The 25,863-nt window shown below is 70.4% G+C and carries 20 protein-coding genes; 13 read left to right on the forward strand and 7 right to left on the reverse strand.

The window, feature by feature from the left end; translation table 11 throughout:
- Positions 1–26: 26 nt before the first annotated feature.
- Both ACG04Q_RS22735 and ACG04Q_RS22740 read right to left on the reverse strand, forming a co-directional pair.
- Entirely contained in the window at positions 27–1,103 is a 1,077-nt protein-coding gene (locus ACG04Q_RS22735; RefSeq protein ID WP_394513796.1) for an acyltransferase family protein, read from the reverse strand.
- Between the two features lie 127 nt (positions 1,104–1,230).
- The gene (locus tag ACG04Q_RS22740) at positions 1,231–1,554 is read right to left on the reverse strand and encodes a BON domain-containing protein (protein ID WP_394513797.1); all 324 of its coding nucleotides are present in this window, start codon (positions 1,552–1,554) and stop codon (positions 1,231–1,233) included.
- Between the two features lie 260 nt (positions 1,555–1,814).
- Between ACG04Q_RS22740 and ACG04Q_RS22745 the strand changes: the two genes are divergently transcribed.
- The 3 genes from ACG04Q_RS22745 (at position 1,815) to ACG04Q_RS22755 (ending at position 5,233) form a co-directional block, all read left to right on the forward strand.
- Entirely contained in the window at positions 1,815–2,351 is a 537-nt protein-coding gene (locus ACG04Q_RS22745; RefSeq protein WP_394513798.1) for a DUF924 family protein, read from the forward strand.
- Between the two features lie 74 nt (positions 2,352–2,425).
- Complete coding sequence (locus tag ACG04Q_RS22750; RefSeq protein WP_394513799.1) at positions 2,426–4,159, forward strand: hypothetical protein; 1,734 nt, start codon at positions 2,426–2,428, stop codon at positions 4,157–4,159.
- A gap of 93 nt (positions 4,160–4,252) precedes the next feature.
- Complete coding sequence (locus tag ACG04Q_RS22755) at positions 4,253–5,233, forward strand: XdhC family protein (protein ID WP_394513800.1); 981 nt, start codon at positions 4,253–4,255, stop codon at positions 5,231–5,233.
- Between the two features lie 283 nt (positions 5,234–5,516).
- Here the strand turns inward: ACG04Q_RS22755 and ACG04Q_RS22760 are convergent, their stop codons facing one another.
- On the reverse strand, positions 5,517–6,140 hold the full coding sequence (locus ACG04Q_RS22760; RefSeq protein ID WP_394513801.1) for a DUF6515 family protein: 624 nt from the start codon (positions 6,138–6,140) through the stop codon (positions 5,517–5,519).
- Positions 6,141–6,259: 119 nt separating this feature from the next.
- Here ACG04Q_RS22760 and ACG04Q_RS22765 point away from each other — a divergent pair, with 119 nt between their 5' ends.
- Positions 6,260–6,886: a glutathione S-transferase family protein gene (locus tag ACG04Q_RS22765; protein ID WP_394513803.1), complete on the forward strand. Its 627-nt coding sequence runs from the start codon at positions 6,260–6,262 to the stop codon at positions 6,884–6,886.
- A 22-nt stretch (positions 6,887–6,908) separates the two neighbouring features.
- Here ACG04Q_RS22765 and sppA read toward each other — a convergent pair whose 3' ends face one another.
- Positions 6,909–8,789, reverse strand: a complete 1,881-nt coding sequence (sppA, locus tag ACG04Q_RS22770; protein ID WP_394513805.1) for a signal peptide peptidase SppA — start codon at positions 8,787–8,789, stop codon at positions 6,909–6,911.
- 85 nt (positions 8,790–8,874) lie between these two features.
- Here sppA and ACG04Q_RS22775 point away from each other — a divergent pair, with 85 nt between their 5' ends.
- Both ACG04Q_RS22775 and ACG04Q_RS22780 read left to right on the forward strand, forming a co-directional pair.
- A complete protein-coding gene (locus tag ACG04Q_RS22775) occupies positions 8,875–10,527 on the forward strand; it encodes an FMN-binding glutamate synthase family protein (RefSeq protein ID WP_394513807.1) in 1,653 nt (550 codons plus the stop codon).
- Positions 10,528–10,621: 94 nt separating this feature from the next.
- Positions 10,622–11,269, forward strand: a complete 648-nt coding sequence (locus tag ACG04Q_RS22780; RefSeq protein WP_394513808.1) for a response regulator — start codon at positions 10,622–10,624, stop codon at positions 11,267–11,269.
- A gap of 21 nt (positions 11,270–11,290) precedes the next feature.
- Here ACG04Q_RS22780 and ACG04Q_RS22785 read toward each other — a convergent pair whose 3' ends face one another.
- Positions 11,291–11,920 carry a glutathione S-transferase family protein gene (locus ACG04Q_RS22785; RefSeq protein WP_394513810.1) on the reverse strand — a complete coding sequence of 210 codons (630 nt, stop codon included), beginning with the start codon at positions 11,918–11,920 and terminating at the stop codon, positions 11,291–11,293.
- Between the two features lie 200 nt (positions 11,921–12,120).
- Here ACG04Q_RS22785 and ACG04Q_RS22790 point away from each other — a divergent pair, with 200 nt between their 5' ends.
- From ACG04Q_RS22790 to purB, 3 genes are all read left to right on the forward strand, one after another.
- On the forward strand, positions 12,121–13,302 hold the full coding sequence (locus ACG04Q_RS22790) for a YjgN family protein (protein ID WP_394513811.1): 1,182 nt from the start codon (positions 12,121–12,123) through the stop codon (positions 13,300–13,302).
- The gene (locus ACG04Q_RS22795; protein WP_394513812.1) at positions 13,302–14,327 is read left to right on the forward strand and encodes a M48 family metallopeptidase; all 1,026 of its coding nucleotides are present in this window, start codon (positions 13,302–13,304) and stop codon (positions 14,325–14,327) included. Before ACG04Q_RS22790 ends, ACG04Q_RS22795 begins: the two co-directional genes overlap by 1 nt.
- Before the next feature lie 75 nt (positions 14,328–14,402).
- The gene (purB, locus tag ACG04Q_RS22800; RefSeq protein ID WP_394513813.1) at positions 14,403–15,779 is read left to right on the forward strand and encodes an adenylosuccinate lyase; all 1,377 of its coding nucleotides are present in this window, start codon (positions 14,403–14,405) and stop codon (positions 15,777–15,779) included.
- 115 nt (positions 15,780–15,894) lie between these two features.
- On the opposite strand, the gene ACG04Q_RS22805 is transcribed toward purB, so the two are convergent.
- The gene (locus tag ACG04Q_RS22805; RefSeq protein WP_394513814.1) at positions 15,895–16,404 is read right to left on the reverse strand and encodes a GNAT family N-acetyltransferase; all 510 of its coding nucleotides are present in this window, start codon (positions 16,402–16,404) and stop codon (positions 15,895–15,897) included.
- Between the two features lie 71 nt (positions 16,405–16,475).
- Here ACG04Q_RS22805 and ACG04Q_RS22810 point away from each other — a divergent pair, with 71 nt between their 5' ends.
- From ACG04Q_RS22810 to ACG04Q_RS22825, 4 genes are read left to right on the forward strand one after another with little or no spacing between them, the layout of a single operon-like run.
- Entirely contained in the window at positions 16,476–18,701 is a 2,226-nt protein-coding gene (locus ACG04Q_RS22810) for a putative bifunctional diguanylate cyclase/phosphodiesterase (protein ID WP_394513815.1), read from the forward strand.
- The gene (pyrF, locus tag ACG04Q_RS22815) at positions 18,701–19,504 is read left to right on the forward strand and encodes an orotidine-5'-phosphate decarboxylase (RefSeq protein ID WP_394513816.1); all 804 of its coding nucleotides are present in this window, start codon (positions 18,701–18,703) and stop codon (positions 19,502–19,504) included. Before ACG04Q_RS22810 ends, pyrF begins: the two co-directional genes overlap by 1 nt.
- Position 19,505: 1 nt before the next feature.
- The gene (locus tag ACG04Q_RS22820; protein WP_394513817.1) at positions 19,506–22,805 is read left to right on the forward strand and encodes a PAS domain S-box protein; all 3,300 of its coding nucleotides are present in this window, start codon (positions 19,506–19,508) and stop codon (positions 22,803–22,805) included.
- Positions 22,806–22,839: 34 nt separating this feature from the next.
- A complete protein-coding gene (locus tag ACG04Q_RS22825; RefSeq protein ID WP_394513818.1) occupies positions 22,840–23,553 on the forward strand; it encodes a queuosine precursor transporter in 714 nt (237 codons plus the stop codon).
- Between the two features lie 194 nt (positions 23,554–23,747).
- Here ACG04Q_RS22825 and ACG04Q_RS22830 read toward each other — a convergent pair whose 3' ends face one another.
- Positions 23,748–25,829 (reverse strand): alpha/beta hydrolase family protein, encoded by a 2,082-nt coding sequence (locus tag ACG04Q_RS22830; protein WP_394513819.1) that lies wholly within the window; start codon positions 25,827–25,829, stop codon positions 23,748–23,750.
- Between the last annotated feature and the right edge of the window lie 34 nt (positions 25,830–25,863).

Consider the following 25,863-nt stretch of genomic DNA (forward strand, 5'->3'; position numbering starts at 1 on the left):
CCGGCCGCGTGCCGGCCCTTCTTTGTTCAGGCGGCGCGCAGCCGGGGCAGCCAGGCCAGCGGATCCAGTCGCGCGGCCGGCGCCTCGATGCGGCGGTGGAAGGGCAGCGCCAGCCAGTTGGCCAGCGCCCAGGTCACCACCAGCAGCATCAGCCCGGTCTCGGGCGATGCGTCGGTGAGGCTGGCCAGCAGCGCGTTGGTCAGCAGCAGCACCGGGAAGTGCAGCAGGAACAGCGCATACGACGGCGTGGACCAGGCCGCCAACGCCGGCCCCCAGCGCCCCGGCAGCAGCGGCCGGCCCTGCGCGTGCCGCGCCTCGGCCCAGGCCAGCCACAGCGCGGTGGCCAGCGCCAGCGCCAGGCGGTCGCGCCAGTCCAGCGCCAGTGCGGCGCCGAAGGCCACGGCCAGCATCACGAAACCCAGCCGCCGGTGGCGCCACAGGCCCAGCCAGTGCACCAGCGCGCCCAGGCCGTAGGCGGCGAAGAAGTAGGGCGCGTAGGCGTCCAGCGAGGTGTCGCGGTTGAACACGAACGCCGACGCCAGCGCCAGCCCCGCCACCAGCAGCGGGGCCACCAGCAGCCGGCTCGGGTGGCGCCAGCCGCTGCGAGCCAGCCACAGCAGGCCCACGAGGCAGGCGAACAGCTGCAGGTCGATGGCCACGTACCAGGCGCCCACGGTCAGCGCCTCATAGCCCAGCACGTCATGCAGCAGCAGCGCATGCGCCAGCAGCTGGCCGGCGCTGACGCCGGTCGGCACCAGCTCGGGCCACGACGAGGCGACGACGCCGCAGGCCGCCAGCGTGAGCACCAGCGCGGCCAGGAAAGGCAGCGTCAACCGCAGGTAGCGGCGCCACAGCAACTCGGGCACGGCCGCCCGCAGCGCACCGCCGCGTGGCGACAGCCCGCGCGCGCTCAGGTAGCCGCCCACGACGAGGAAGACCTGCACGGCCATGCGCCCGTACTGGTGCATGGCCCCGGCCAGCAACGGCAGCGCGTCGTGTGCGGCGCGGGCGATGGGGCCATAGCTGACGAGGTGATGCAGCACGATGACCTGGGCGGCGAGCGCTTTCAGGACATCGATATGCGGCAGTCGGCGGGAAGACATGGTGTTGCGGGGCAAAAAAGAGCGGGCCTGCTCGCGCAGGCCCGCCGTTCGGGACTCGTGAAATTGTACCGGCCAGCCTCCGTGCAAACCCGGCGGGCCTGCATCGGTTTGCAACCAGCAGGCCGGCTTACTTGGCCGTGATGGTCAGCTGGTTGTCGACCGACTTCACGCCGTCCACGGCCTTGGCGATGCTTTCGGCACGGTCCTTCTCGGCCTGGCTGGCGACCTTGCCGGTCAGCTGCACGAAGCCGTCGGCATCGGTGTCCACATGCACCATGGCCAGCGACGAGACCTTGCTGGCGGCCAGCTGGGCCTTGATCTTGGTCGTGACGACCGAGTCCTTGACCCACATCTTGGTGGGGCCGGCGGGCTTGGTGTCGGCGGCCTGCACGGCCAGCGGGGCGGCCAGGGCGGCGATCAGCGTGAGGGAAGCGAGGCGGGTGACATTCATGGCGTTTCCTTTCGTCGAAGCCGGTGCACCGGATGCGCACCGCTGAACCTCCAATCTAGGCAGGGGCCTCGGCGCGGCGCAGCGGACGGCGCGCCGCCGGCCTGTAGGACGCGGTCGCTCGCGCCTGCTTGCAATTGAGGCGCTGCACGTCGTGTCGGTGGCGGGCGGGCCTTGCGCGTTGAAGGCTAGGGAGGGTCTTATATGGGCGCCTCCCTAGGGGGCGGCGATGATGCACGCGACGCACCACCCGGCCCGAACCCATGCCCGACACCGTCCTCGACTTCTGGTTCCACGACATCAAGCCGGCCCAGTGGTGGACGGTCGATCCCGCGTTTGACGACCTGATCCGCACCCGCTTCGGCGCGCTGCACGAGCAGGCGCGGCGCTGCGAGCTGTTCTCGTGGCGTGCAACGCCCGAGGGCCGGCTGGCCGAGGTCATCGTGCTGGACCAGTTCGCCCGCAACGTCCACCGCGGCACGCCAGACGCCTTCTCGGCCGACCCGCTGGCGTTGGCGCTCGCGCAGGAGGCCGTCGCGGCAGGCGCCGACCTGGCGCTGCCCGCCGAGCGGCGCGCCTTTCTCTACATGCCCTACATGCACAGCGAGTCGGCCGTCATCCACGCGGTGGCCGAGCCGCTGATGAAGGCCCGCGCGCCGGCGCACACGCACGCCTTCGAGCTGAAGCACAAAGCCATCGTCGACCGCTTCGGCCGCTACCCGCACCGCAACGCCATCCTGGGCCGCGCGTCCACGGCGGAGGAGGCCGAGTTCCTGAAGCAGCCCGGCTCCAGCTTCTGAGGCCGGGATTCCGCTGACGGCCGACGCCGGGCGGGCATGGTTCAATGCGGACATTGGAACCGATTCCATTTGCCATGTCCCGCTCGATCGCATCCTCCCGCGTCCTCAGCGCCGCGCTGGCCTTGCCGCTGGCGGCCCTGGCCGCGCCGCCGGACTTCGGCCCCAACGTCCACCTGCTGAACCCGGCCACGCCCGGCCTGCAGCAGCGCATCGACGCCATCTACGCCGCCCAGCAGCCCAATCACTTCGGCCCGCGCCGCGACGCCATCCTGCTGATGCCGGGCACCTACGAGAACCTGCGCATCCCGGTGGGCTTCTACACGCAGGTGCTGGGCCTGGGCCGCCACCCCGACGACGTACACGTGGTGGGCGACCTGCGCTCCACGGCGCTGCTGGACAACGACAACGCGACGCAGAACTTCTGGCGCGGTGCCGAGAACTTCTCCGTGACGCCCACGCTGGGCATCGGCGACAACACGATGCAGTGGGCTGTGTCGCAGGCCGTGCCGTTCCGGCGCATGCACGTGCGCGGCCACATGCGGCTGAACCAGAACAACGGCTGGGCCAGCGGCGGCTGGTTCTCGGACGTGCGGGTGGACGGCCAGGTCAACTCGGCGACGCAGCAGCAATGGATCTCGCGCAACAGCGAGTGGGCGAGCTGGACGGGCGCCAACTGGAACATGGTGTTCGTCGGCGTGCCGCAGGCGCCGGCGGGCGAGTTCCCCACGCCGGGCCGGCGCTTCACCGAGGTCGGCAAGACGCCGCTGGTGCGCGAGAAGCCCTTCCTGTTCGTCGAGAAGGACGGCGGCTTCGCGGTGCGCGTGCCGGCGCTGCGGCGTGACAGTGCCGGCATCTCCTGGGCTGGCGGCGCGTTCACGGCGGGCAAGACCCTGCCCATCGCCCGCTTCTTCATCGCCAAACCGGGCGACACGGCCGCCACGCTGAACGCGCAGCTGGCCGCCGGCAAGCATCTGCTGTTCACGCCCGGTGAGTACCTGCTGACCGAGACGCTGCAGGTCAAGCGCGCCGGCACCGTCGTGCTGGGCATCGGCTTCCCGACGCTGCGCTCGGACAACGGCGTGCCGCTGGTGAAGACGGCGGACGTGGACGGGCTGACCGTGTCGGGCCTGTTCCTGGACGCGGGCGCCCAGGATGCCGGCGTGCTGATGGAGGTGGGCACGGCCGGCAGCAAGCGCCGCCATTTGGCCGACCCGACGGTGCTGCACGACCTGTTCTTCCGCGTCGGCGGCGCGGCCGCGGGGCAGGTGCACACGGCGCTGCGCATCCACGCGCACGACACGTTGGTGGACCACACCTGGATCTGGCGCGCCGACCACGGCGAGGGCGTCGGCTGGGCGCTGAACCCGTCCGCCCACGGCCTGGTGGTGGACGGCGAGGACGTGACCATCTACGGCCTGTTCGTCGAGCACTTCCAGCAGGAGCAGGTGGTCTGGCGCGGCAATGGCGGGCGGGTCTACTTCTACCAGTCCGAGATCCCGTACGACCCGCCCACGCAGCGCCAGTGGACCAACGCCGCCGGCCGCCGCGGCTTCGCGTCGTACCAGGTGGCCGACACGGTGACGCGCCACCAGGCCTGGGGCCTGGGCATCTACAGCGTGTTCCTGCAGCCTGACGTCGTGCTGGACCGCGCCATCGAGGCGCCCCGGGCGGCGGGCGTGCGTTTCCAGCACATGATCACCGTCTGCCTCGTCGACAAGGGCAGCATCGAGCACGTCATCAACGACGCCGGCGACGCCGCGCGCTGCCAGGGCGGCAGCAACACCGCCACGCTGAAGCACTATCCCTGAGCGCGCCGCGGGGGGCATTGGGCCGCCCCCGGCGGGCGGATGGCGTTGCCGAGTACGCTCGCGGCCTTTCAGCACAAGGGCAGGGCAACGGCCATGGACAACCTCGACCTCAGCGTGTTGCGCACGGCTGCCGGCTGGCGGGCCGAGGCGCGCCGCGTCGTGCTGGGCACGATCACGCGCACCTGGGGTTCGGCGCCGCGGCCGGTGGGCTCGCTGGTGGCGGTGCGCGACGACGGGCTCATCGCCGGCTCGGTGTCCGGCGGCTGCATCGAGGACGACCTCGTCGCGCAGCTGCGTGCCGGCAGCCTGGCGCTGGCACGCCCCACGCCGCTGCGCTACGGCGTCGGCGCCGAGGAGGCCCGCCGCTTCGGTCTGCCCTGTGGCGGCACGCTGGAGCTGATGCTGGAGCCGCTGGGCCCGCAGTCGGCGCTGGACGAACTGCTGGCCCGGCTGGCCCGCGGCGAGCGCGTGCGCCGCACGCTGGAGCTGGCCACCGGCGCCGTCATGCTGCAGCCCGCCGCGCGCGGGGCCGACACGCTGGCGCTGACCGACACGCAGCTCGTCAGCCACCACGGCCCGCAGTGGCGGCTGCTGGTCATCGGCGCCGGGCAGATGACCGACTACCTCGCGCAGATGGCGCAGGCGCTGGGCTACGGCGTGACCGTGTGCGACCCGCGTGAGGAGTACGCCGACGGCTTCGCGTTGCCCGGCGCCACGCTGACGCGCGACATGCCCGACGACGTCGTGACCGCCTTCCAGGTGGACGACGCCACCGCCATCGTCGCGCTGACGCACGACCCCAAGCTGGACGACCTCGCGCTGATGGAGGCGCTGAAGAGCCCGGCCTTCTACGTCGGCGCCATCGGCTCCCGCGTCAACCAGGCCAAGCGCCGCGCCCGGCTGGCCGAGCACTTCGACCTGACCGCCGAGCAGCTGGACCGCCTGCACGGCCCCGTGGGCCTGGACATCGGTGCCCGCACGCCGCCGGAGATCGCGCTCTCCATCCTGGCGGAGATGACGGCTGTTCGTTACCGCGCGGGCGGCGCCAGGGCCGAGGCCGGCTGCACGGTCTGATCGGCGTAGTGCCCTTTTCGGGCCGAGCGCCGGGCCGCTCCCAAGCCGGCCCGTCAGGCGATGTGCACGCGGCTCGATGCCGCGTGCATCGCCGTCCCCTCGGGGGACCGTCCAACGTACTCGTTGGACGAGGGGCGTGTGTTCCGGGCCGAGCGCCGGGCCGCGCCAAGCCGGTCCGTCTGGCGATGTGCGAGCGGGGCATGCCCCGTGAGCATCGCCGCCCCCTCGGGGGGCCGACCAGGCACGCCTGCGTTCAGCAGGGCGCGACTGGGCGAGGGGCTCACTACTTCATGGTGTAGCCGCGGCCGTCCATGCAGGCCTCGACGGCGCGGTTGAACACGCTGGCGTCGGCCTGCGCGTTGGGCTGCGTCGTCGCCCAGCGGTTGCAGTCGCGCCGGTCGTTCTCCAGCTGCTCGTTGGACTGGCCGTTGCGCGGGTAGATGATGGGATCGGCCTTGGGAGGGGGTGGTGCCGGTGCCGGCTGCACCTGGGCAACGACCGGCTCCGGTGGCGGCGCGACGACGGCATAGCCTTCGGGTACCGCACGGTAGTACACGCCGTTGGCGTAGTAGTACGGCAGGCCGCCCAGCGTCACCGTCACGTAGGCCGGCGGCAGCAGCGGGATGACGACGCCCACCCGCGGCGCCACGACGCGGTAGCGCGGCCCGTAGGGCTGGTACCAGACGCCGCCGTGGAACCAGTAGCGCCCCGGGCCCGCGCCCACGACGACGGCGCCGCGCGGCACGTACGGCGCCACGTAGCCGGGGGCGGGGTAGTAGTGGTCGTGGTGGTAGCGGTTGTCGAACACCATGCCGATGTTGGCGCGCACGCGCACGTCGGCGTGGGCGGGGAGGGCGGCGCACAGCGCGAGCAGCGCGGCGGCGGAGGCGTGGAGCAGGGTCTTCATCGTCTTCAACCTGGAACCGGGGTGACAAGGGCAACGCCGACAGGCTGCGCCGCGTGGACGTCGCCGGCATTGCGGCCACGTAAAGTTCGCCGCTTCACCTGTCGCCCCGCTGTCTCGCCATGATCGAACTGCACTACTTTCCCAGCAACGCCAGCTTCGCCCCGCACATCCTGCTGGAGGAAATGGGCGTCCCGTTCACGCTGCGCGTCGTGGACCGCGCCAACAACGAGCACAAGTCACCGGCCTACCTGAAGCTCAACCCCAACGGCCTGATCCCGACGCTGGTGGACGGCGACCTGGTGCTGTACGAGACCGCCGCCATCCTGATGCACCTGGCGGACTGCCACCCAGGCTTCGCGCCGGCGCCCGGCACGCCCGAGCGGGCCGAGTACTACAAGTGGATGGTGTGGCTGACCAACACGCTGCAGGCCATGCTGATCCACTACTTTTACCCCGACCGCATGGCCACCGACGCCGCCGAGGTGAAGGCCCGCGCCGAGGCGCAGGTGGCGCCGATGCTGGACCAGCTGGATGCCCACCTGGCTCGCCACGGCGGCGACTGGTTCCTGGGCAGCGAGTACACGGCCGTCGACCCGCTGGCCTTCATGCTGTGCCGCTGGACGCGCATGCAGGCCCGCCCGGCCAAGACGCGGCCGGCTTTGGGCGCCTACCTGAAGCGGGTGTTCGACCGCCCGGCCACGCAGCGCGTGGTGGCCAAGGAGCAGCTGCCGGACCCGGTGTACTGACCCGGCCTGCGGCGCAGGCGCCTCAGGGCGCCGCGCACAGGCAGTGCACCACCGCCGCCCGCTCCCACTTGCCCTGCGCCGACAGCCGGGCCAGCTCGCGCAGCGTGGCCAGCTCCTCGACGACGGGCGCCGGCAGCGCATCCAGGCCCAGCGCCTGCCCCACCGCCTGGGCCAGCGGGGGCGCCATCACGTCACCCAGCGACGCCAGCAGCCGCTCGCTGCGGCTGAGGTCGCGTTCCACGTAGGCCAGGCGCGGCTTGTCGCCGTCCTTGACCTCCAGCTTGGCCAGCTTCACGGCCGTCTGTACCGCGTCGTCCAGGCTGCCCAACCGGTCGACGAGGCCGCGCTCCCTGGCCTGCGCACCGGTCCAGATGCGGCCCTGCGCCACCGCGTCGATCTTCTGCGGCGTCGTCTTGCGCGCCTCGGCGGCCAGGCCGGTGAAGCGGGCGTAGACGTGGTCGATGCCCGACTGCACGATGGCCTGCAGGCGAGGTTCCAGCGGACGGCGCACGTCGTAGCCGCCGGCCAGCCAGCTGGTCGTCACGCCGCCGGTGTGCAGCGACAGCTTGTCCAGCAGCTTCTCGGCCGTGGGCAGCATGACGAGCACGCCGATGCTGCCGGTGATGGTGCCGGCGTCGGCGATGACGGCGTCGCTGCTGGTGGCGATCCAGTAGCCGCCCGAGGCCGCCACGTCGCCCATGGACACGACGACCGGCTTGCCGGCCGCGCGCGTCAGCTCCAGCTCGCGGCGCACGATCTCGGACGCGAAGGCGCTGCCACCCGGCGAATTCACGCGCAGCACGACGGCCTTGATGGCGTCATCCTCGCGCGCCTTGCGGATCAGGCGCGCCGTGGAATCGCCGCCGATGCGGCCCGGGCCGGCGTCGCCGTCGACGATCTCGCCCTCGGCCACGACGATGCCCACGCCCGGCTGCAGCGTCGTCGGCGCACCGGCGTCCTTCACATGCGCCAGGTACTCGCCCAGCTGCACCTGGCGGAAGCTCTTGCTCGGCTCGTCCTTCGCGCCCTTGGCGATCAGCAGCTCGCGCATCTGGTCGCGCGTCTTCAGGCCGTCCACCAGCCTGGCCTTGAGCGCCAGCTGGGCCGTGTCGCCCTGCACGTCGGCCAGGCGCTGCGGCAGCTCGGCGATGTCCTTGGCGATGCTGCCGGCCTCCAGCTTGCGCGCCGCCTCGATGGCGCCGGTGAAGCCGTTCCACAGCTCGCCGTAGACCAGGCCTTCCGCCTCCTGCGTCGCCGGGCTGGGGCCGGTGGCGGTGTAGGTCTCGGCGAAGTTCTTGTACGTGCCGGCCTTGATGACGTGCGGCGTCACGCCCACGCGGTCCAGCGCGTCCTTGTAGTAGGTGCGGTAGCGGCCGAAGCCTTCCAGCATCACCATGCCCATGGGGTGCAGGTAGACCTCGTTGGCCTGCGCCGCCAGGAAGTAGCCGCGCTGGCTGTAGTTGTCGGCATAGGCCAGCACCGGCTTGCCGCTGCGCTTGAAGCGCTGCAGCGCGGCCGCCACCTCGTGCAGGCTGGCCAGGCCGGCGCCCTGCAGGCCTTCCACGTCCAGCAGCACGGCGCCCACCTGCGGGTCGCGCGCGGCCTGGTCCAGCACGGCCAGCACGTCGCGCAGCCGCGTCTGGTGCGGCACGCTCTGGCCCTGCGCCTGCGCCATCAGCTGCTGGCGCGGGCTGCCGGAGAACTGCTCGACGAGGTTGCCGTCCAGCTTCACGACCAGCGTCGTCTTCTCGGCCAGCGGCTTCGGCCCGCGCGTCAGCAGTGCCGTCACGACGATGACGATCAGCAGCAGCACGAACAGGTTCATCAGCGCGCGGCGCGTGCCGTCGAGCAGCCACCAGGCCTTGGAGAACAGCCAGCCGAGCTTGGAGAACAGGGACTTCATCGAGGCGAATCCTGAGGGTTGACGCGGGCCGATTGTGTAGGCCGGCGGCTTTAAGCTCTGCAGGTCACGGTTGCGAGGATCCCTCATGCTTGCTTGGCCCGGTTGGACGCGCCGCCTCAACCAGCATTTCCCGCTGCGTTACGCCACCTGGGTGCTGTGCGGCCTGCTGGCGCTGTTCTTCGCCGTCCGCTGGATGGGCGGCCTGGCGGAGGGCCTGCTGGTGCTGCTGTTCCTGGCGCTGTCGCTGCTGGGCCTGCGCGACGTGCGCCAGACGCGCCACTCCATCCTGCGCAACTACCCCGTCATCGGTCACCTGCGTTTCCTGCTGGAGTTCATCCGGCCCGAGATCCGCCAGTACTTCCTGGAGGGCGACACCGACGCCGCGCCGTTCTCCCGCGCGCAGCGCTCCATCGTCTACCAGCGCGCCAAGGGCGACCCCGACCAGCGCCCCTTCGGCACGCAGCTGGACGTGGGCGTGCGCGGCTACGAGTGGATCAACCACTCGCTGGTGCCGACTCATCTCACGAGCCACGACTTCCGCATCACCATCGGCGCGAGCCGCGCGCAGCCTTACTCGGCCAGCGTGTTCAACATCTCGGCGATGAGCTTCGGCGCGCTGTCGGCCAACGCCATCCTGGCGCTGAACCGGGGCGCGAAGCTGGGCGGCTTCGCGCACGACACCGGCGAGGGCTCCATCAGCGTTCACCACCGCCAGCACGGCGGCGACCTGATCTGGGAGATCGGCTCGGGCTACTTCGGCTGCCGCAACGACGACGGCTCGTTCAGCGCGGGCAAGTTCCAGGCTGCAGCCGTGGACCCGCAGGTCAAGATGATCGAGCTCAAGCTCAGCCAGGGCGCCAAGCCGGGCCATGGCGGCGTGCTGCCGGGCCCCAAGGTCACGCCCGAGATCGCCGCCGCGCGCGGCGTGCCCATCGGCGTGGACTGCATCTCGCCGGCCCGCCACAGCGCGTTCTCCACGCCGGTGGAGATGATGCGGTTCATCGAGCAGCTGCGCACGTTGTCCGGCGGCAAGCCCACCGGCTTCAAGCTGTGCATCGGCCATCCCTGGGAATGGTTCGCCATCTGCAAGGCGATGCTGGAGACCGGCATCACGCCCGACTTCATCGTCGTCGACGGCGCCGAAGGCGGCACCGGCGCGGCGCCGCTGGAGTTCACCAACTACGTCGGCGCGCCGCTGCAGGAAGGGCTGCTGCTCATCCACAACACGCTGGTGGGCCTGAACCTGCGCGACAAGATCAAGATCGGCTGCGCCGGCAAGGTCACCAGCGCCTTCGACATCGTGCGCCTGATGGCACTCGGCGCCGACTGGTGCAACTCCGGTCGCGGCTTCATGTTCGCGCTGGGCTGCATCCAGGCCCAGGCCTGCCACACGGGCCATTGCCCCACCGGCGTGACAACGCAAGACGCCACCCGCCAGCGCGCCATCGTCGTGCCCGACAAGGCGCAACGCGTCGCCAACTTCCACCAGAACACGCTGAAGGCGCTGAAGGAACTGGTGGAAGCCGCCGGCCTGTGCCATCCGCAGGAGATCACGGCCCAGCACATCGTGCACCGCCTGGACAAGCACGAGGTCAAGCTGCTGGCCAACCTGCTGCCTTTCGTGGAGCCCGGCGCCATCCTGCGCGGCGAGGTGCAGCACAACACCTTCCGCATCTACTGGCCGCTGGCCAGTGCGCACAGCTTTGCGCCGCAAGGCGACATCCAGCGCTCACCCTGATTCGCGTGCCGCCTGGACGAGGGGGAAAAAGTCTACAAACTAGGGGGGTGCCGGCCAAAACGCGCACAATGCTGGGCGATTTCCTGGCAGTTACATGTTCACCGTCTACCTCCTCCGCCTCAGCGAGCCCACCCTGCAGCGCACGCGCTCGCTGCTGCTGAGGGCCGATGGCGTGGAACTGGCGGGCAGCAACTCCGTGCTGGGTGACGCGCTGGGCGAGCTGGCCGCGCTGGCGCCGGACATCGTCGCCTGCGACCTGCGCCTGACCGACAGCCACGCGATGCGCGTCGCCGCCGAGCTGGGCCGCCTGCCGGTGCGCCCGCAGCTGCTGCTGCTCACACCCACGGCCGACGACCTGCAGCTGTTCGCCGCGCTCAGCGCCGGCGCCAATGCATACCACGTGGACGACGGCAGCGGCACCGGGCTGGTGGAGGCGCTGACGCGGCTGCACGAGCGCCGCGCCATGCTCAGCCCGCAGCTGGCCCGTCAGGCGCTGGCGGCCTTCGGCATCGAGCGCAGCCCGCTGGCGCTGGCCCGCCAGGCCGCCGCCGCGCTGGACGCCACGCCCGCCGGCCGGCAGATCGATCAGTCCACCCGCCACCTGCTGACGCTGCTGGCGCAAGGCCTGCTTCTGGCCGAGATCGCGACGCTGTGGAAACAGCATGTCGCCGACATCGAAGGCCGCGTCTGGCGCCTGGTGCGGCTGCTGCACGTCCGCTCGCGCGAACTGCTGATCGCCTGACCCGGCGCTCGGCCGGAACACTCAGCCCGCGATCGGCACCGTGTCGATGAAGCTCTGACGCTGGGACAGCTTGTCCATGTGGCGCGCCAGGTTGGGGTAGTCGTCGCGCCAGGCGATGTCCGGGAAGCGGAACTCCAGCCAGCCCAGGGCGCAGCCCACCGAGATGTCGGCCAGCGAGAAATGGTTGCCCGAGCACCAGGCCTTGTCGCCCAGGCCCTGGCTCATCGCCGCCAGCGCGGCGTTGACCTTGCCGAGCTGGCGGTCAATCCAGGCCGGGCTGCGCTGCTCGGCGGTGCGGTGGGCCCAGGTGCGCTCCATGCGGGCCAGGATGCCGGCGTCCATGATGCCGTCGGCCAGCGCCTCCCAGGTGCGCACCTCGCAGCGCTCGCGACCGCGCTCGGGGATGAGCTTGCCCACCGGCGACAGCGTGTCCACGTACTCGACGATGACGCGCGAGTCGAACACCGCGCCGGTGATGGAGTCCTGGCCTTCCATGACCAGGCAGGGCACCTTGCCCAGCGGGTTCATCTTCAGGATGGCGTCGCTGCCCCAGACGTCTTCGAGCACCAGCTGGTAGTCGAGCTTCTTCTCGGCCATCACGATGCGCACCTTGCGCACGTAAGGGCTGGTGAGCGAACCGATCAACTTCATCGCGGTCATAGGGCAAACACGGGGGTCACAAGTCGAAACGATTCTAGCCAGCGGCCCTGGGCGGTCTGCCCGTGAAAAAGGCCTGTCGGCCCGGCCCGACAGGCCCCAGGAAAGCAGGGGTTGCCGGCATCCGGGGCTGCCGCCAAAGTGTCGCCCGGCCCACTGCGGTAGACGGTGGCGTTCACAGTCAGGGAGTTTCCATGTCAGACCTTCAGGCCGCCGCCGACGCGGCCGCTTCGCCATCGCCCATCCAGGGGCCCCGTGTCCTCGAAATCCGCTTCACGGGGTCGGGCAGCGAGTACTTCCGCATCTGGTCGGTCAACCTGCTGCTCATCCTCGTGACGCTGGGGCTGTACCTGCCGTTCGCGAAGGCGCGGCGCATCCGCTACTTCTATGCCAACACGCTGGTGGACGGCCAGGCGCTGAGCTTCCACGGCAACCCGTGGAAGATGTTCCGCGGCTTCGTGCTGCTGGTGGTGCTGATGGCCGCCTACACCGGCGCCGGCAAGGTGTCGGCCGGCGCGGCGTTCGTGGCCTTCCTGATCCTGTGCGCCGTGTGGCCGGCGCTGTGGCGCGCGTCGCTGCAGTTCCGCCTGGGCAACACCAGCTGGCGCGGGCTGCGCATGCGCTTCGAGGGTTCGATGAGTGGCGCCTATCTTGCTTGCGCGCCCAGCTATCTACCGGCCATGGCGCTGATTGGCGGTGCGGCGTTGCTGGGCGGCGAAGGCGCCGAGCTCGAGCACCAGCTCACACCAGCGACATGGCTTTATGCGGGCGGCGCTCTGTTCATGGCGCTGCTCGGCCCATGGTCGCTGGCGTTGTTCAAACGCTTCCAGCACAACGGCTATCGAATCGCCGACCAGCATTCGCGGATCCAGCTGTCGGGCGGTCAGATCTACCTGTTCGCGTTGAAGCTCGTCGGCATGTCTCTGCTGCCGATGTTCGTGGCCGGCGTCGTCGTGGCGCTGGTGGTGGGCGCGGCAAAGCTCATGGGGCTGCCGCGAGGCATCGGCGTGGTCTTCCTGACGCTGGGCGTCGTGCTGGGCTATGTCATCTACTTCGCCATGATTGCGCCGTATGCCGCCGCGCGGCTGCAGAACCTGGTGTGGAATGGCACGCGCAGCGAAGCGCTGGCGTTCAACAGCCGGCTCTCGTTCCGCTCGCTGTTGGCGCTGACGCTGAAGAACTGGCTGCTGACGCTGCTGACGCTGGGCCTGTATCGACCCTTCGCGGCAGTGTCGACGGCCCGGCTGCGCCTGGAGGCGGTCAGCATCGACTGCACCGGGGATCCGCTGGACTGGGTGACCGCCGCCACCGCTGGCCACGAGGACGCGACGGGTGACATCGCCGGCGACTTCTTCGGCATCGACATGGGGCTGTGATGGGCGACGCGCCGCGCCTGGCTGCCGAGTGGTTCGACGGCCGCAGCGCCCGCGGGCGGCTGGTGGACGTGTGGGTCGACGGCGCGACGCTGCATTTCGGCGACCACAGCGCGCCGCTGTCCGGCCTCACCTGGCCCGAGCGGCAGCGCCACGGCCAACGCCAGATCCTGCTGCCGGGTGGCGGGCTGCTGAGCTTTGCCGACGCGCCGGCCTTCGATGCGTGGGCCCAGGCCTCGGGCCGTGGCGACAGCCTCGTCGTGCGCTGGCAGCAGAGCTGGCGGCTGGCGGCGCTGTCGCTGCTGCTGCTGGTGGCCGGCCTGGCCGCTGGCTACCGCTGGGGGTTGCCGTGGGCCGTCGACCGGGCGGTGGACGTGCTGCCGGCCTCGGTCGAGCAGCGCCTGGGCGAGCAGGTGCTGGCGGGGCTGGAGGGCGACTGGCTCAAGCCCAGCCGGCTGACGGCCGCGCAGCAGCGCGCCTGGCGCGAGCGCTGGGCCGCTGCGCTGGACGCCGCCCGCGCCAGCGGCCGCACGCCGCTGCCGGCGCGCTACGAGATCCACATCCGCGACGGCGGCAAGTCGCTGGGGCCCAACGCGTTCGCGCTGCCGGGCGGCGACATCGTCATCACCGACGCGCTGCTGGAGCTGTTGGCCGACGAGCCCGACGCCGTCATGACCGTGCTGGCCCACGAGCTGGGCCATGTGCAGCACCGCCATGGCTTGCGGCTGATGCTGCGCGCGGGCGCGGTGGGCATCGTCGCGACGGTCATCGTGGGCGACTTCTCGTCGCTGCTGGCCGCCGCGCCGGCGCTGCTGGCGAGCAATGCCTACTCGCGCGACAACGAGCGCGAGGCCGATCTGTACGGCCGCACGCTGGCCCGCGCCGGCGGCGTGGACACGTCGCGCATGGCCGTGTTTTTCGAGCGCCTGGCCAAGAAGCATGCGAGCGTGAGCGACAACCCCGTGGCCATCGCGATCTCGACGCACCCGGCGGACGCGGAGCGCGTGAGGTTCTTCAGCGAACCCTGACCCCGCGAACGCCGGTGGGTCGCCGGCCGGCGTGACTTTTAGAATGCCGGGTTTTCCACGACCCGCCGGCCTGCCATGACCACCACCGACTACTCCGCCATCAGCGCCCTCTCGCCGCTGGACGGCCGCTATGCCGCCAAGGTCGCGGCGCTGCGCCCGCTGCTGTCCGAGTTCGGCCTGATGCACCGCCGCGTGCAGGTCGAGGTGGAGTGGTTCATTGCGCTCAGCGATGCCGGTTTCAAGGAGTTCAAGCCGCTGAGCAGCGCTGCGCGCAGCCGCCTGCGCCGCCTGGTGAAGAAGTTCTCCGAGGCCGACGCCGAGGCCATCAAGGCCATCGAGCGCACCACCAACCACGACGTGAAGGCCGTGGAGTACTGGATCAAGCGCAGCTTCGCCGGCCACGCCGAGCTGGAGGCCGCCGGCGAGTTCGTGCACTTCGCCTGCACCAGCGAGGACATCAACAACACCAGCCACGCGCTGATGCTGAAGGCCGCGCGCGACGAGGTCATGCTGCCGGCGCTGGACGGCATCATCGAGAAGCTGCGCGGCATGGCGCACCAGTTCGCGGCCATCCCGATGCTGTCCCGCACGCACGGCCAGACGGCCAGCCCGACGACGGTGGGCAAGGAGATCGCCAACGTCGTGGCCCGCCTGCAGACGGCGCGCACGCGCATCGCCGCCGTGAAGCCGCTGGCCAAGATGAACGGCGCGGTCGGCAACTTCAACGCCCACCTGTCGGCCTGGCCCCGCCACGACTGGGAGGCGTTCAGCAAGAGCGTCATCGAGAAGCAGCTGAAGCTGACGTTCAACCCGTACACCATCCAGATCGAGCCGCACGACTACATGGCCGAGCTGTTCGACGCGTTCACGCGCGCCAACACCATCCTCATCGACTGGGCGCGTGACGTCTGGGGCTACATCTCGCTGGGCTACTTCAAGCAGAAGACCAAGGCGGGCGAGATCGGCAGCTCGACGATGCCGCACAAGGTCAACCCCATCGACTTCGAGAACGCCGAAGGCAACTTCGGCCTGGCCAGCGCCGTGCTGACGCACCTGAGCCAGAAGCTGCCGGTGAGCCGCTGGCAGCGCGACCTGACCGACTCCACCGTGCTGCGCAACATGGGCGTGGGCCTGGGCTACGCGCTGCTGGGCTACGACTCGCTGGCCAAGGGCCTCTCCAAGCTGGAAGTCAACGAAGCCGCGCTGGCCGACGACCTCGACGCCGCCTGGGAAGTGCTGGCCGAGCCCATCCAGACCGTGATGCGCCGCTTCGGCCTGCCCAACCCCTACGAGCAGCTCAAGGAGCTGACGCGCGGCAAGGCCATCACGCAGGAATCCATCCGCGCCTTCATCGAAGGCCTGGACCTGCCCAAGGCCGAGAAGGCGCGGCTGCTGAAGATGACGCCGGGGTCTTACACCGGCATTGCGCAGGACCTGGCAAAGCGAATCTAAGGGCTTTGCGGGACAGACCGCCCGAGCGAAGCGAGTAGCTCTGTCCCCACCTGATCAGAGTTGGCTTTGCGGGACAGACCGCCCGAGCGAAGCGAGTAGCTCCGTCCCCCACTGATCAAAGCGCCAGCCGGAACACTCTCGAGGGCTCGTTGTAGCCCTCGAGCTGTTCCTGGCCCTGCTCGATGAAGCCCAGCTTGGCGAGCAGCGCCACGCTGGGCGGGTTGTCCAGCGCCGTGATGGCCATCAGCGTCTTCCAGCCCAGCGCGTCGCGTGCATGCGCCACGCAGCCGCGGGCCGCCTCCAGCGCATAGCCGCGGCCCTCGTGCTCGGCCAGCAGCGCGTAGCCGATGTCCGGCTCCGGCAGCGCCGGCCGCTTGAACAGCCCGCACATGCCGACCAGCGTGCCATCGTCGCGGCGCTCGACCGCCCAGAAGCCGTGGCCCAGCTCGCGGTAGGCCTTGAACAGCCGGCCTTCGGCCCAGGCGAGCGCGTCGTCCAGCGTTCGCACGCCGGGATCGTTGATGTTGCGCAGCCAGCCGGGCTCGTTGACGAGGCGCAGCAGGAAGGGGGCGTCTTGCGGTGTGAATTCACGCAGCGCCAGGCGTTGGGTGTCCAGGATATGCATGAGGCCAGACAATAAACGGTTCATGCCCTGATACTCCGCCGCCCTTCCGTTCGACGCTTGCAGACGCCTTCATGAGCCTTGCGCCCGACCCCAGCGACAACCCCGCGCTCAGCCAGGCGTTGCGGGAGCTGGATGTCATCCTGGCCAATGCCGGCGTGGGCGTGGTGTACGTGAAGGCCCGCACGCTGGTGCGCTGCAACCAGCGCTACGCCGAGATCTACGGCTTCGCCAGCCCCGAGGCCGCCACCGGGCGCAGCAGCATCGAGCTCTACGAGAGCGAGGACGAGGCGCGCAGCCTGGGCCGCCGCGCCTACCCGCTGCTGGCCGCGGGCGAGACCTTCCGCAGTGAGCAGCTGATGCGGCGCCAGAACGGCGAGCTGTTCTGGGCCCACCTGACCGGCCGCCTCATCGACGCCGCCGACCCGGCCGCGGGCTCCATCTGGATCGTCGACGACATCCACGAGCGCAAGCTGGCCGACGCCGCGCTGGCCGACCTGCATGCCGAGCAGCAGCTCATCCTCGACCATGCGATGGTGGGCATCGTGTTCCTGCGCGGCCGCCGCGTGACGCGCTGCAACCGCGCGTTCGAGCAGCTGTTCGGCTACGGCCCTGGCGAGCTGGACGGCCAGCTGTCGCGCGCCTGGTATCTCAGCGACGAGGCCTGGAAGGCCGCGGGCGACCTCTGCTACGAGCCGCTGTCCAAGGGCGAGTCCTTCCATGGCGAGATGCTGCTGGGCCGGCGCGACGGCACGGCCGTCTGGTGCGAGGTGCGCAGCAAGGCCATCGACCGCAGCGACCTGTCGCGCGGCTCCATCTGGATCACGCAGGACATCACGCTGCGCAAGCAGGCCGAGCAGGAGATGGCCCGCACCAAGGCTCAGCTGGAGGCGCTGGTGGCGCAGCGTACCGAGCAGCTCAGCCAGACCGTCGAGGCGCTGGAGCTCAAGATTGCCGAGCAGCAGGCCGCCGAGGCGCGCGCCGAGCGGCTGGCGCTCTTCGACGGCCTGACCGGCCTGCCCAACCGCCTGCTGCTGGCCGACCGCGCCAGCCAGGCCATCGACATCGCGCGCCGCGGCGACGAGCCGCTGGCCGTGCTGTTCCTGGACCTGGACCACTTCAAGAACGTCAATGACTCGCTGGGCCACCGCGTCGGCGACAGCCTGCTGACCCAGCTCGCCGCCCGCCTGCGCGGCGCCGTGCGCGAGCAGGACACCGTGGCCCGCACCGGCGGCGACGAGTTCGTGCTGGTGCTGCCGCTGACCGACATCGCCGGCGCCGCCCACCTCGCCACCAAGCTGATGGCGCTGGCCAGCGCGCCCTTCCAGGTGGAGGGGCAGGAGCTGACCGTCACGCCGTCCATGGGCATCGCGATGTTCCCGACCGACGGCGACGACTTCGACACGCTGTGCAAGTGCGCCGACGCGGCCATGTACCGCGCCAAGAAGGACGGCCGCAACGCCTACCGCTTCTTCACGAGCGAGATGCAGGCGCAATCGGCCCGCGCGCTGCTGCTGGAGAACGCGCTGCGCCGCGCGCAGGAGCGCGGCCAGCTCAGCCTGCACTACCAGCCGCAGCTCGCGCTGGACGCCGATGGCGACAGCCGCGTCGTCGGCGCCGAGGCGCTGCTGCGCTGGCAGCACCCGGAGCTGGGCTGGGTGTCGCCCGCCGAGTTCATCCCCATCGCCGAGGCGTCCGGGCTCATCCTGCCCATCGGTGAATGGGTGCTGCAGGAGGCGCTGCAACAGCTGCGCCGCTGGGACGACGCCGGCCTGCCCGAGCTGTCCATGGCCGTGAACCTGTCGGCCGTGCAGTTCCGCCACGACGACCTGCCCGAGCTCGTCGAGCGCGTGCTGGCCGACGTGGGCATGCCTGCCGAGCGGCTGGAGCTGGAGCTGACCGAGGGCGCCGCGATGGACAATCCCAGCGTCGCCATCACGGTGATGAACGAGCTGCACGAGCGCGGCGTGCGGTTGTCCATCGACGACTTCGGCACCGGCTACTCGTCGCTGGCCTACCTGAAGAAGTTCCGCGTCAGCAAGCTCAAGATCGACCAGTCCTTCGTGCGCGACCTGACCGATGACGCCGAGGACCGCGCCATCGTCGACGCCGTCATCCGCATGGCCGGTGCCCTGGGTCTGCAGACGCTGGCCGAGGGCGTCGAGACCGACGGCCAGCTCGCCTTCCTGCGCCGCCAGGGCTGCCAGGCAGTGCAGGGCTACCTGTTCAGCCGCCCGCTGACGGCCGACGCCTTTGCAGAATTCGTCCTCGCCCAGACCGCCCCTCTCTCCGCTTACTGATGACCTTCACCGCCCAGCTCCAAGCCCTCTGCCCGCAATCCCGCCTCTGCGTGGGCCTGGACCCCGAACCGGCCAAGCTGCCCGGTGCCTGGGCCGGCGACGCGAGCAAGTTCTACGACTTCTGTGCGGCCATCGTCGATGCCACCAAGGACCTGGTCTGCGCGTTCAAGCCGCAGATCGCCTACTTCGCCGCGCACGGCGCCGAGGCGCAGCTGGAACGGCTCATCGACCACATCCACGACGTGGCGCCCGGCGTGCCGGTCATCCTCGACGCCAAGCGTGGCGACATCGGCTCCACCGCCGAGCAGTACGCGCGCGAGGCCTTCGTGCGCTACCGCGCCGACGCGGTCACGCTGTCGCCCTTCATGGGCTTCGACAGCGTGGAGCCCTACCTCGCCTACGAGGGCAAGGGCGCCATCCTGCTGTGCCGCACGTCCAACAAGGGCGGCGACGACTGGCAGATGCAGCGCCTGGCCGACGTGCCCGGCCAGCCGCGGCTGTTCGAGCACCTGGCCCACCTGGCGGAGAGCCAGTGGAACCGCAACGGCCAGCTGGGCCTGGTGGTGGGCGCCACCTACCCGGCCGAGATCGCGCGCGTGCGCGAGCTGGCGCCCACGCTGACGCTGCTGGTGCCGGGTGTCGGCGCACAGGGCGGCGACGCCGGTGCCGTCGTGCAGGCCGCCGGCCGCACGGCGCCGCTGGTGGTCAATTCGTCGCGCGCCATCCTCTACGCGAGCCGTGGCGCCGACTTTGCCGAGCGAGCCCGCGCCGTGGCCGAAGCGACCCGCCTCGCCCTGGCCTGACATGGCCCGCGCCGGCGACGACCTCAGCAGCCTCGTCGGCCACGCCGCCCCGGCCGAGCAGCAGCGCGAGCGCCTGGCCACCAGCATGCGTTGGCATGCGGCGCGCGTCTTCCTGCTGGCCTGCGGGCCCGTCTTCCTGCCCGTGGCGGTACTGCTCTGGAGCACGCGCCAGCCGGGCGAGTGGCTGGAGGGTTGGCTGCCGCCGCTGATCGCTGCGCTGATCTCGGTGCTGGCCTTCGCCCGGCTGCTGCTGCTGTCGCGCAGCCCGCGCAGCGCGTCGCGCCCGGGTGTGGCGCTGCTGATGATGGCGCTGGTCATTGCGCTGCCCATGGTGGTGGCCGTGTCGCGCGACCTGGGTGTGTGGGCGTTGAGCCTGCCGCTGTCGGGCCTGGTGGTGGCGTTTGCCACCGGCATGCTGGGGCTGCGCGCGGGGGGCGTGCTCACGGCGCTGGCCGGCGGCGGCCTGGCCGCCATGGCGGGCGCCGAGGCGCTGGGCTGGGTCACGCATCCGATGGCCATGAACAGCCTGCTGCTGCGCACCATCGTGCAGTTCAGCCTGCTGGGTTCGGGGCTGATCGCCGGCTTCGGCCTGTTGAAGATGGTCCAGCGCTCGCTGGCCGAGGCCGAGGAGCGCACGGCGCGCTTCCGCGGCCTGCTGGGCATGGCGGTGGACTGGTACTGGGAGATGGACCGTGAGTTCCGCTTCACCCATGTGGCCGAGGAGCGCGCCGGCAGCTCGGGCCTGGACCTGCAGGCGCGCCTGGGCAAGACGCCGTGGGAGATCGACGGCATGGGCCTGTCGGACGACGAGCTCGACGCGCACCGCGCTGACCTCGAATCGCACCGGCCCTTCCACGGCATGGTGGCGCGCCGCGTGGGGGTGGACGGCAGCCCGCGCTGGGTGTCCATCAGCGGCGAGCCGCGCTTTGACGCGCAGGGCAACTTCCGCGGCTACTGGGGCGTGGGCCGCGACGTGACGCACGAGGTCACGGCCGAGCAGACCGTGCATGCCACCGAGACGCGCTACCGCGAGCTGTTCCGCCGCTCGCCGTCGCCGCTGGTGCTGCACCGCTGGGGCCGCGTCGTGGACGCCAACCCGGCGGCCATGGCCATGTTCGGCTACGCGCAGCGCTCCAGCATGATCGGGCAGGACCTGTTCAGCCACTACGAGCCGGGCGACGACGAGACCGCGCGCCAGCAGGCGGCGCGGCTGGAAGGCCTGGCGCCCGGCGCCATGCAGCCCATGGCCGAGTACCGGCTGCGGACACTGTCGCGCCGCCGCCGCCTCGTGCAGGCCACCAGCGTGCGGGTGGAGACGGCCTCGGGCCCGGCCACGCTGACCTTCTTCACCGACCAGACCGAGCAGAGCCGCGCGCAGGACGCGCTGCGCCGCAGCGAGGGCCTGCTGTCCCACCTCGTCGCCACCAGCCCCGACCTCATCACGCTGACCGAGGCCGAGACCGGCCGCTATGCGATGGTCAACAAGGCCTTCGAGCACCTGACCGGCTGGAGCAGCTCGGAGGTGCTGGGCCGCACGTCCGAGGAGATCGGCATCTGGCACAACCCGGCCGACCGCGCTGCCGTGCGCGAGTCCATCCGCCGCGACGGCATCGCCAGCAACGTGCCCATCGCCTTCCGGCGCAAGGACGGCAGCGCGGTGTCCATGCTGGTGTCGGTGGCGCCGTTCGAGATGGACGGGCAGAACTACCTGGTGCTGTACGCGCGCGACGTGTCGGAGAGCGAGCGCACGCGGCTCGTGCACGGCGCCATCCTGGAGAACGCGTCCATCGGCATCGCGCTCACGCGCGACCAGCAGTTCGTGCTGGCCAACCCGCGCGTGGAGGCCATGTTCGGCTGGGAGCGCGGTGCGCTCCTGGGGCAGCATGGCAGCGTGGTCTGGCCGACGGTGGAGGAGTGGCAGGCCGTGGGCCGCGAGCTGGGCGAGCCGCTGTCGTCCGGCCAGCAGGTGGAGACCGAGCGCACCATGCGGCGCCGTGACGGCTCCACGTTCCTGGCGCGGCTGCTGGCCAAGGCCGTGGACCCGGCCCACCCCAGCCGCGGCGGCACGATCTGGATCATCGAGGACGTCACCGAGCGCCGTCGTGTGGAAGACCAGCTGGCCCATGCCAAGGACGAGGCCCAGGCCGCCAGCCGCGCCAAGAGCGCCTTCCTGGCCAACACCAGCCACGAGATCCGCACGCCGCTCAACGGCCTGCTGGGCCTGGGGCGCCTCGCGCAGCAGCCCGACATCAGCGACGAGCAGCGGCGCGACTACCTGAACCAGATGATGGACAGCGCCGAGAGCCTCTCGGGCCTGATCTCCGACATCCTGGATCTGTCCAAGATCGAGGCCGGCCGCCTGACGCTGGAGACGCAGCCGTTCTCGCTGCGCGAGCTGCTGGCGTCCATCCGCCTGGCCTACCTGACGCTGGCGCAGGCCCGCGGCCTGACGTTCGCGGTCGAGATTGACCCCGCGCTGCCCAGCTGGGTGTTCGGCGACCCGCTGCGCACGCGGCAGATCCTGTCCAACTACCTGACGAATGCGCTCAAGTTCACGTCACACGGTGGCATCACCGTGCGTGTGAAGGCCTTGTCGCGCAACAGCCAGGGCAGCGCCGGCGAGTGGGTGCGCATGGAGGTGAGCGACACCGGCGCCGGCATCGCGGTCGAGCAGCAGGCGCGGCTGTTCCAGCCGTTCACGCAGGCGGACGAGTCCACCACGCGGCGCTTTGGCGGCACCGGGCTGGGCTTGTCCATCTGCCGCGAGCTGGCCGAGCTGATGGGCGGCGAGGTGGGCGTGTGCAGCACGCTGGGCGAGGGTTCCACGTTCTGGGCCGAACTGCCGCTGCCCGGCGCGCCGGCGCCCATGGCGCACCAGCCGCGCGAGTCGCGCGCCGGCGGCCACGATGCGTTGCACGGACGGCGCGTGCTGATCGCCGAGGACCATCCGGTCAACATGCTCATCGCCGTGGCCCAGCTGGAGCAGTGGGGCATGGAGGTGGCGCAGGCCAGCGACGGCCGCCAGGCCATCGAGGCCGTGCACGCGGCCGCCAGCGTCGGCAAGCCCTTCGACATCGTGCTGATGGACGTGCAGATGCCCGTCATGGGCGGGCACGATGCGACGCGCGAGCTGCGCAAGCAGTTCCCGGCCGAGCAACTGCCCATCGTCGCGCTGACGGCGGCGGCGCTGGTGTCGGAGCGCGATGACGCGTTCGCCGCGGGCATGAACGACTTCCTGACCAAGCCCATCGACACGACCCGCCTGCACCAGACGCTGCTGCGGCTGACCGGTACACGCTAGCGCTCACAATCCGGGCTCCAACAGGAGGGAGCCCATGACCGCGACGGCCCAGCGCAGCTACAAATACTACGACCTGATCATGGCGGCCTGCGTCTGCGTGCTGCTGTGCGCCAACCTCATCGGCCCGGCCAAGGCGGCGCAGGTGCAGTTGCCGTTGATCGGGCCTGTCACCTTCGGGGCGGACCTGTTCTTCTTCCCGATCAGCTACATCTTCGGCGACGTGCTGACCGAGGTGTACGGCTACGGGCGCGACCGCCGCGTCGTCTGGGCCGGCTTCGGTGCGCTGCTGTTCGCGGCCTTCATGGCCTTCGTCATCGTGAACCTGCCGCCGGCGCGCAACGGCTTCATGGACAGCTACCAGCTGCATGTCGAGGCGATGTTCGGCAACACCTGGCGCGTGGTTGCCGCGTCCATGATCGCGTTCGCCGCGGGCAGCTTCGCCAACAGCTTCGTGATGGCCAAGATGAAGGTGGCCACCAACGGTCGCTACCTGTGGGCGCGCATCGTCGGCTCCACGGCGGTGGGCCAGCTGCTGGACACGGGCCTGTTCCTGAGCATCGCGTTCTGGGGCATCTGGCCGCAGGAGCAGCTGCTGGCGGTGTTCGTCGCGCAGTACTTCTTCAAGCTGATCTGGGAGGCGGTGCTGTACCCCGTCACGGCGAGGCTGGTGGCGTTCCTGAAGCGCGCCGAGGGCGTGGACTTCTATGACCGCGGCACGAACTTCAACCCGTTCACTTTGAAGGTCTGATAGGGGGCGTCGCAGCAGGCAAAGAAAAAGGCACCGCGTGGTGCCTTGCTTGCGGGTCGAGCGCCGGGCCGCTCCCAAGCCGGCCCGCGCTGGCGATGTGCTTGCGGCTCGAGGCCGCAAGCATCGCCGTCCCCTCGGGGGACCGCCCAGACGCCCGCGTTCAGCGGGGGCGACTGGGCGAGGGGCCAACAGTCTCAGAGACCGCCGCCGCCGCAACCCTTGCCGAGGTAGGTGCTGATCAGGCCCAGCTGGTCGGCCATGATCTTGCGCGTCCAGGCGGGGCCGTGGGCGTAGTCGGCCAGCGCGTGGTACTCCACCGGCTTGCCGGCGGCCTTGGCCTTGTCGACGAACAGCTCGGACTGGATGATGGGCACGGTCTGGTCGCGGTCGCCGTGGTAGACCATCAGCGGGATCTCCATCTTGTCCGCCTTGGTCAGCGGGCTCAGGCCACGCACGGTGGGTTCCTGGGCCGACTGGAAGTACGGGTTGTTGAAGAACTTGGCCCAGATGCGCTCGATGTCCGACACGCCTGCGCCAGCGATGGCGCACTTGTAGAGGCCGTTGGAGCGCACCGACGCCGCGAACGCCGAGTAGCCGCCGTAGGAGAAGCCGAACATGGCGATGCGCTTGGGGTCGGCCAGCTTCTCGCTGACCAGCCACTTGGCGCCGTCGTCCTTGTCGTCCTGCATCTTCTGGCCCCACTCACGGTCGCCGGCAAGCCACAGCGTGCGGCCCCAGCCCTGCGAGCCGCGGAACTGCGGCTGCAGCACGACGCGGCACTGCGACACCAGCAGCGGCACCCAGCCGGAACCGTCGTACTCCATCGTGTCGCGTGCCCACGGGCCGCCGTGCGGATGCACGACCGCGGCGTACGGGCCGGCGCCGCACAGCTGCGGGTTGGGCACCGTCAGGTAGGCGGGGATATTGAGCCCGTCACGCGCCTGGTAGTAGACGAAGCGCGCGGTGCCGAGGGCGCGGCGGTCCAAGTCCGGGCGCTCCTTGGCCAGCAGCTGGATGCTGCCGCCGCGCAGCAGGTAGTGTTCGGTCGGGTAGGCCAGGCCGCTGACGCGGATCAGGTAGGTGGGCGTCTCGCCGCCCACATAGCCCGCGAGGTGGACGGACACGCCGTCGAACGCGCGGACCTTGGCCTTCACGCCGCTGCCGACGCCAACCAGCTCCTGATCGATTTCCTTGATGCCCAGCGCCTGGCCCACACCGCGCACGACCGCTTCAAGCTTGGGGTTGGTCCAGTGCGTCTCGCGGTCACGCATCAGGTAGCCGTTGTAGGTGTAGCCGTCGTAGCCCTCCTCGGACGGGCCGTCGTCGGTGCGGAAGGTGCGCACGCCGGTGGCGTCGAAGAATTTGTGCTCGAACAGCGGTTCACCGATCTTGCGGGAGGCGATGTCGTACTCGTACAGCGCCGTGAACTCGCGGCCCACGTTGCTGCTGATGACGGCCGTGCCGGGCTTGGTGCCCATGCCGATGACGTCGACGACGTCGCGGTTCTTGACGTAGTTGCGGAAGTGCTCTTCCCAGTCGCCGTCCTTGTTGCGGAATTCGATCGCGATGAACAGGCCCTGGCCGTCGCTGTTCAGGCGCGACTTGGCCCAGACGATGCCCTTGCCGTTGACGAACACGTTGTTGTCCGACTCACCCAGCCGCATGATGCGCACGGCCTTGTTGGTGCGCAGGTTGTAGCGGTAGACGTCGCGGTTGGCCGTGGCGCCGGAGTCGCTGATGACGATGACGTTCTCGGGGTCGCTCAGCAGCCGGTTCAGCACCGTGGGGTTGGCCAGCGCGGCGGCCTTTTTCGCGATCTCGGAGCGCGGGATCTCGGTGGCCGCCATCGGCTCGATCCAGTTCTTGCCCTCGAGGTCGGTGAAGAACAGCTTGTTGATGAAGACCTTGACGAACTCGTCGCCGCGCAGGTCGTAGGGCTGCATCATGCTGACCTGCAGCATGTCGTTCTTCAGGAACGACACGGCGGAGATCTGCATGTTCTTGGCGCCGATGACGGTGGGCCGGGCAGCGAGGTCGGCCAGCTTCCACACGAGGATGTTGCGCGTGTCGCCCTGACTCTGCAGCGCCACCATGTGCTTGCCGTCCGGCGAGATCTGGAAGCCCGTCATGCCGGGGAATTGCGCCAGCGTCTCCACGGTCGGGACACGGATGGGCGCGCCAGACGCCGTCTGCGCCGTCACGGCGGCCGGGTAGGCCGCGAGCGCTGCGCCGGCGGCGATCAGCAGCCGGCCCAAGTTGTTCAAGTAGCTTTTCATGAAATCACACCTGAAAAAAAGCCCTGGCAACCGC

It is taken from the genome of Pelomonas lactea, assembly GCF_043555885.1.
GTDB classification, from domain to species: domain Bacteria; phylum Pseudomonadota; class Gammaproteobacteria; order Burkholderiales; family Burkholderiaceae_C; genus Pelomonas; species Pelomonas lactea.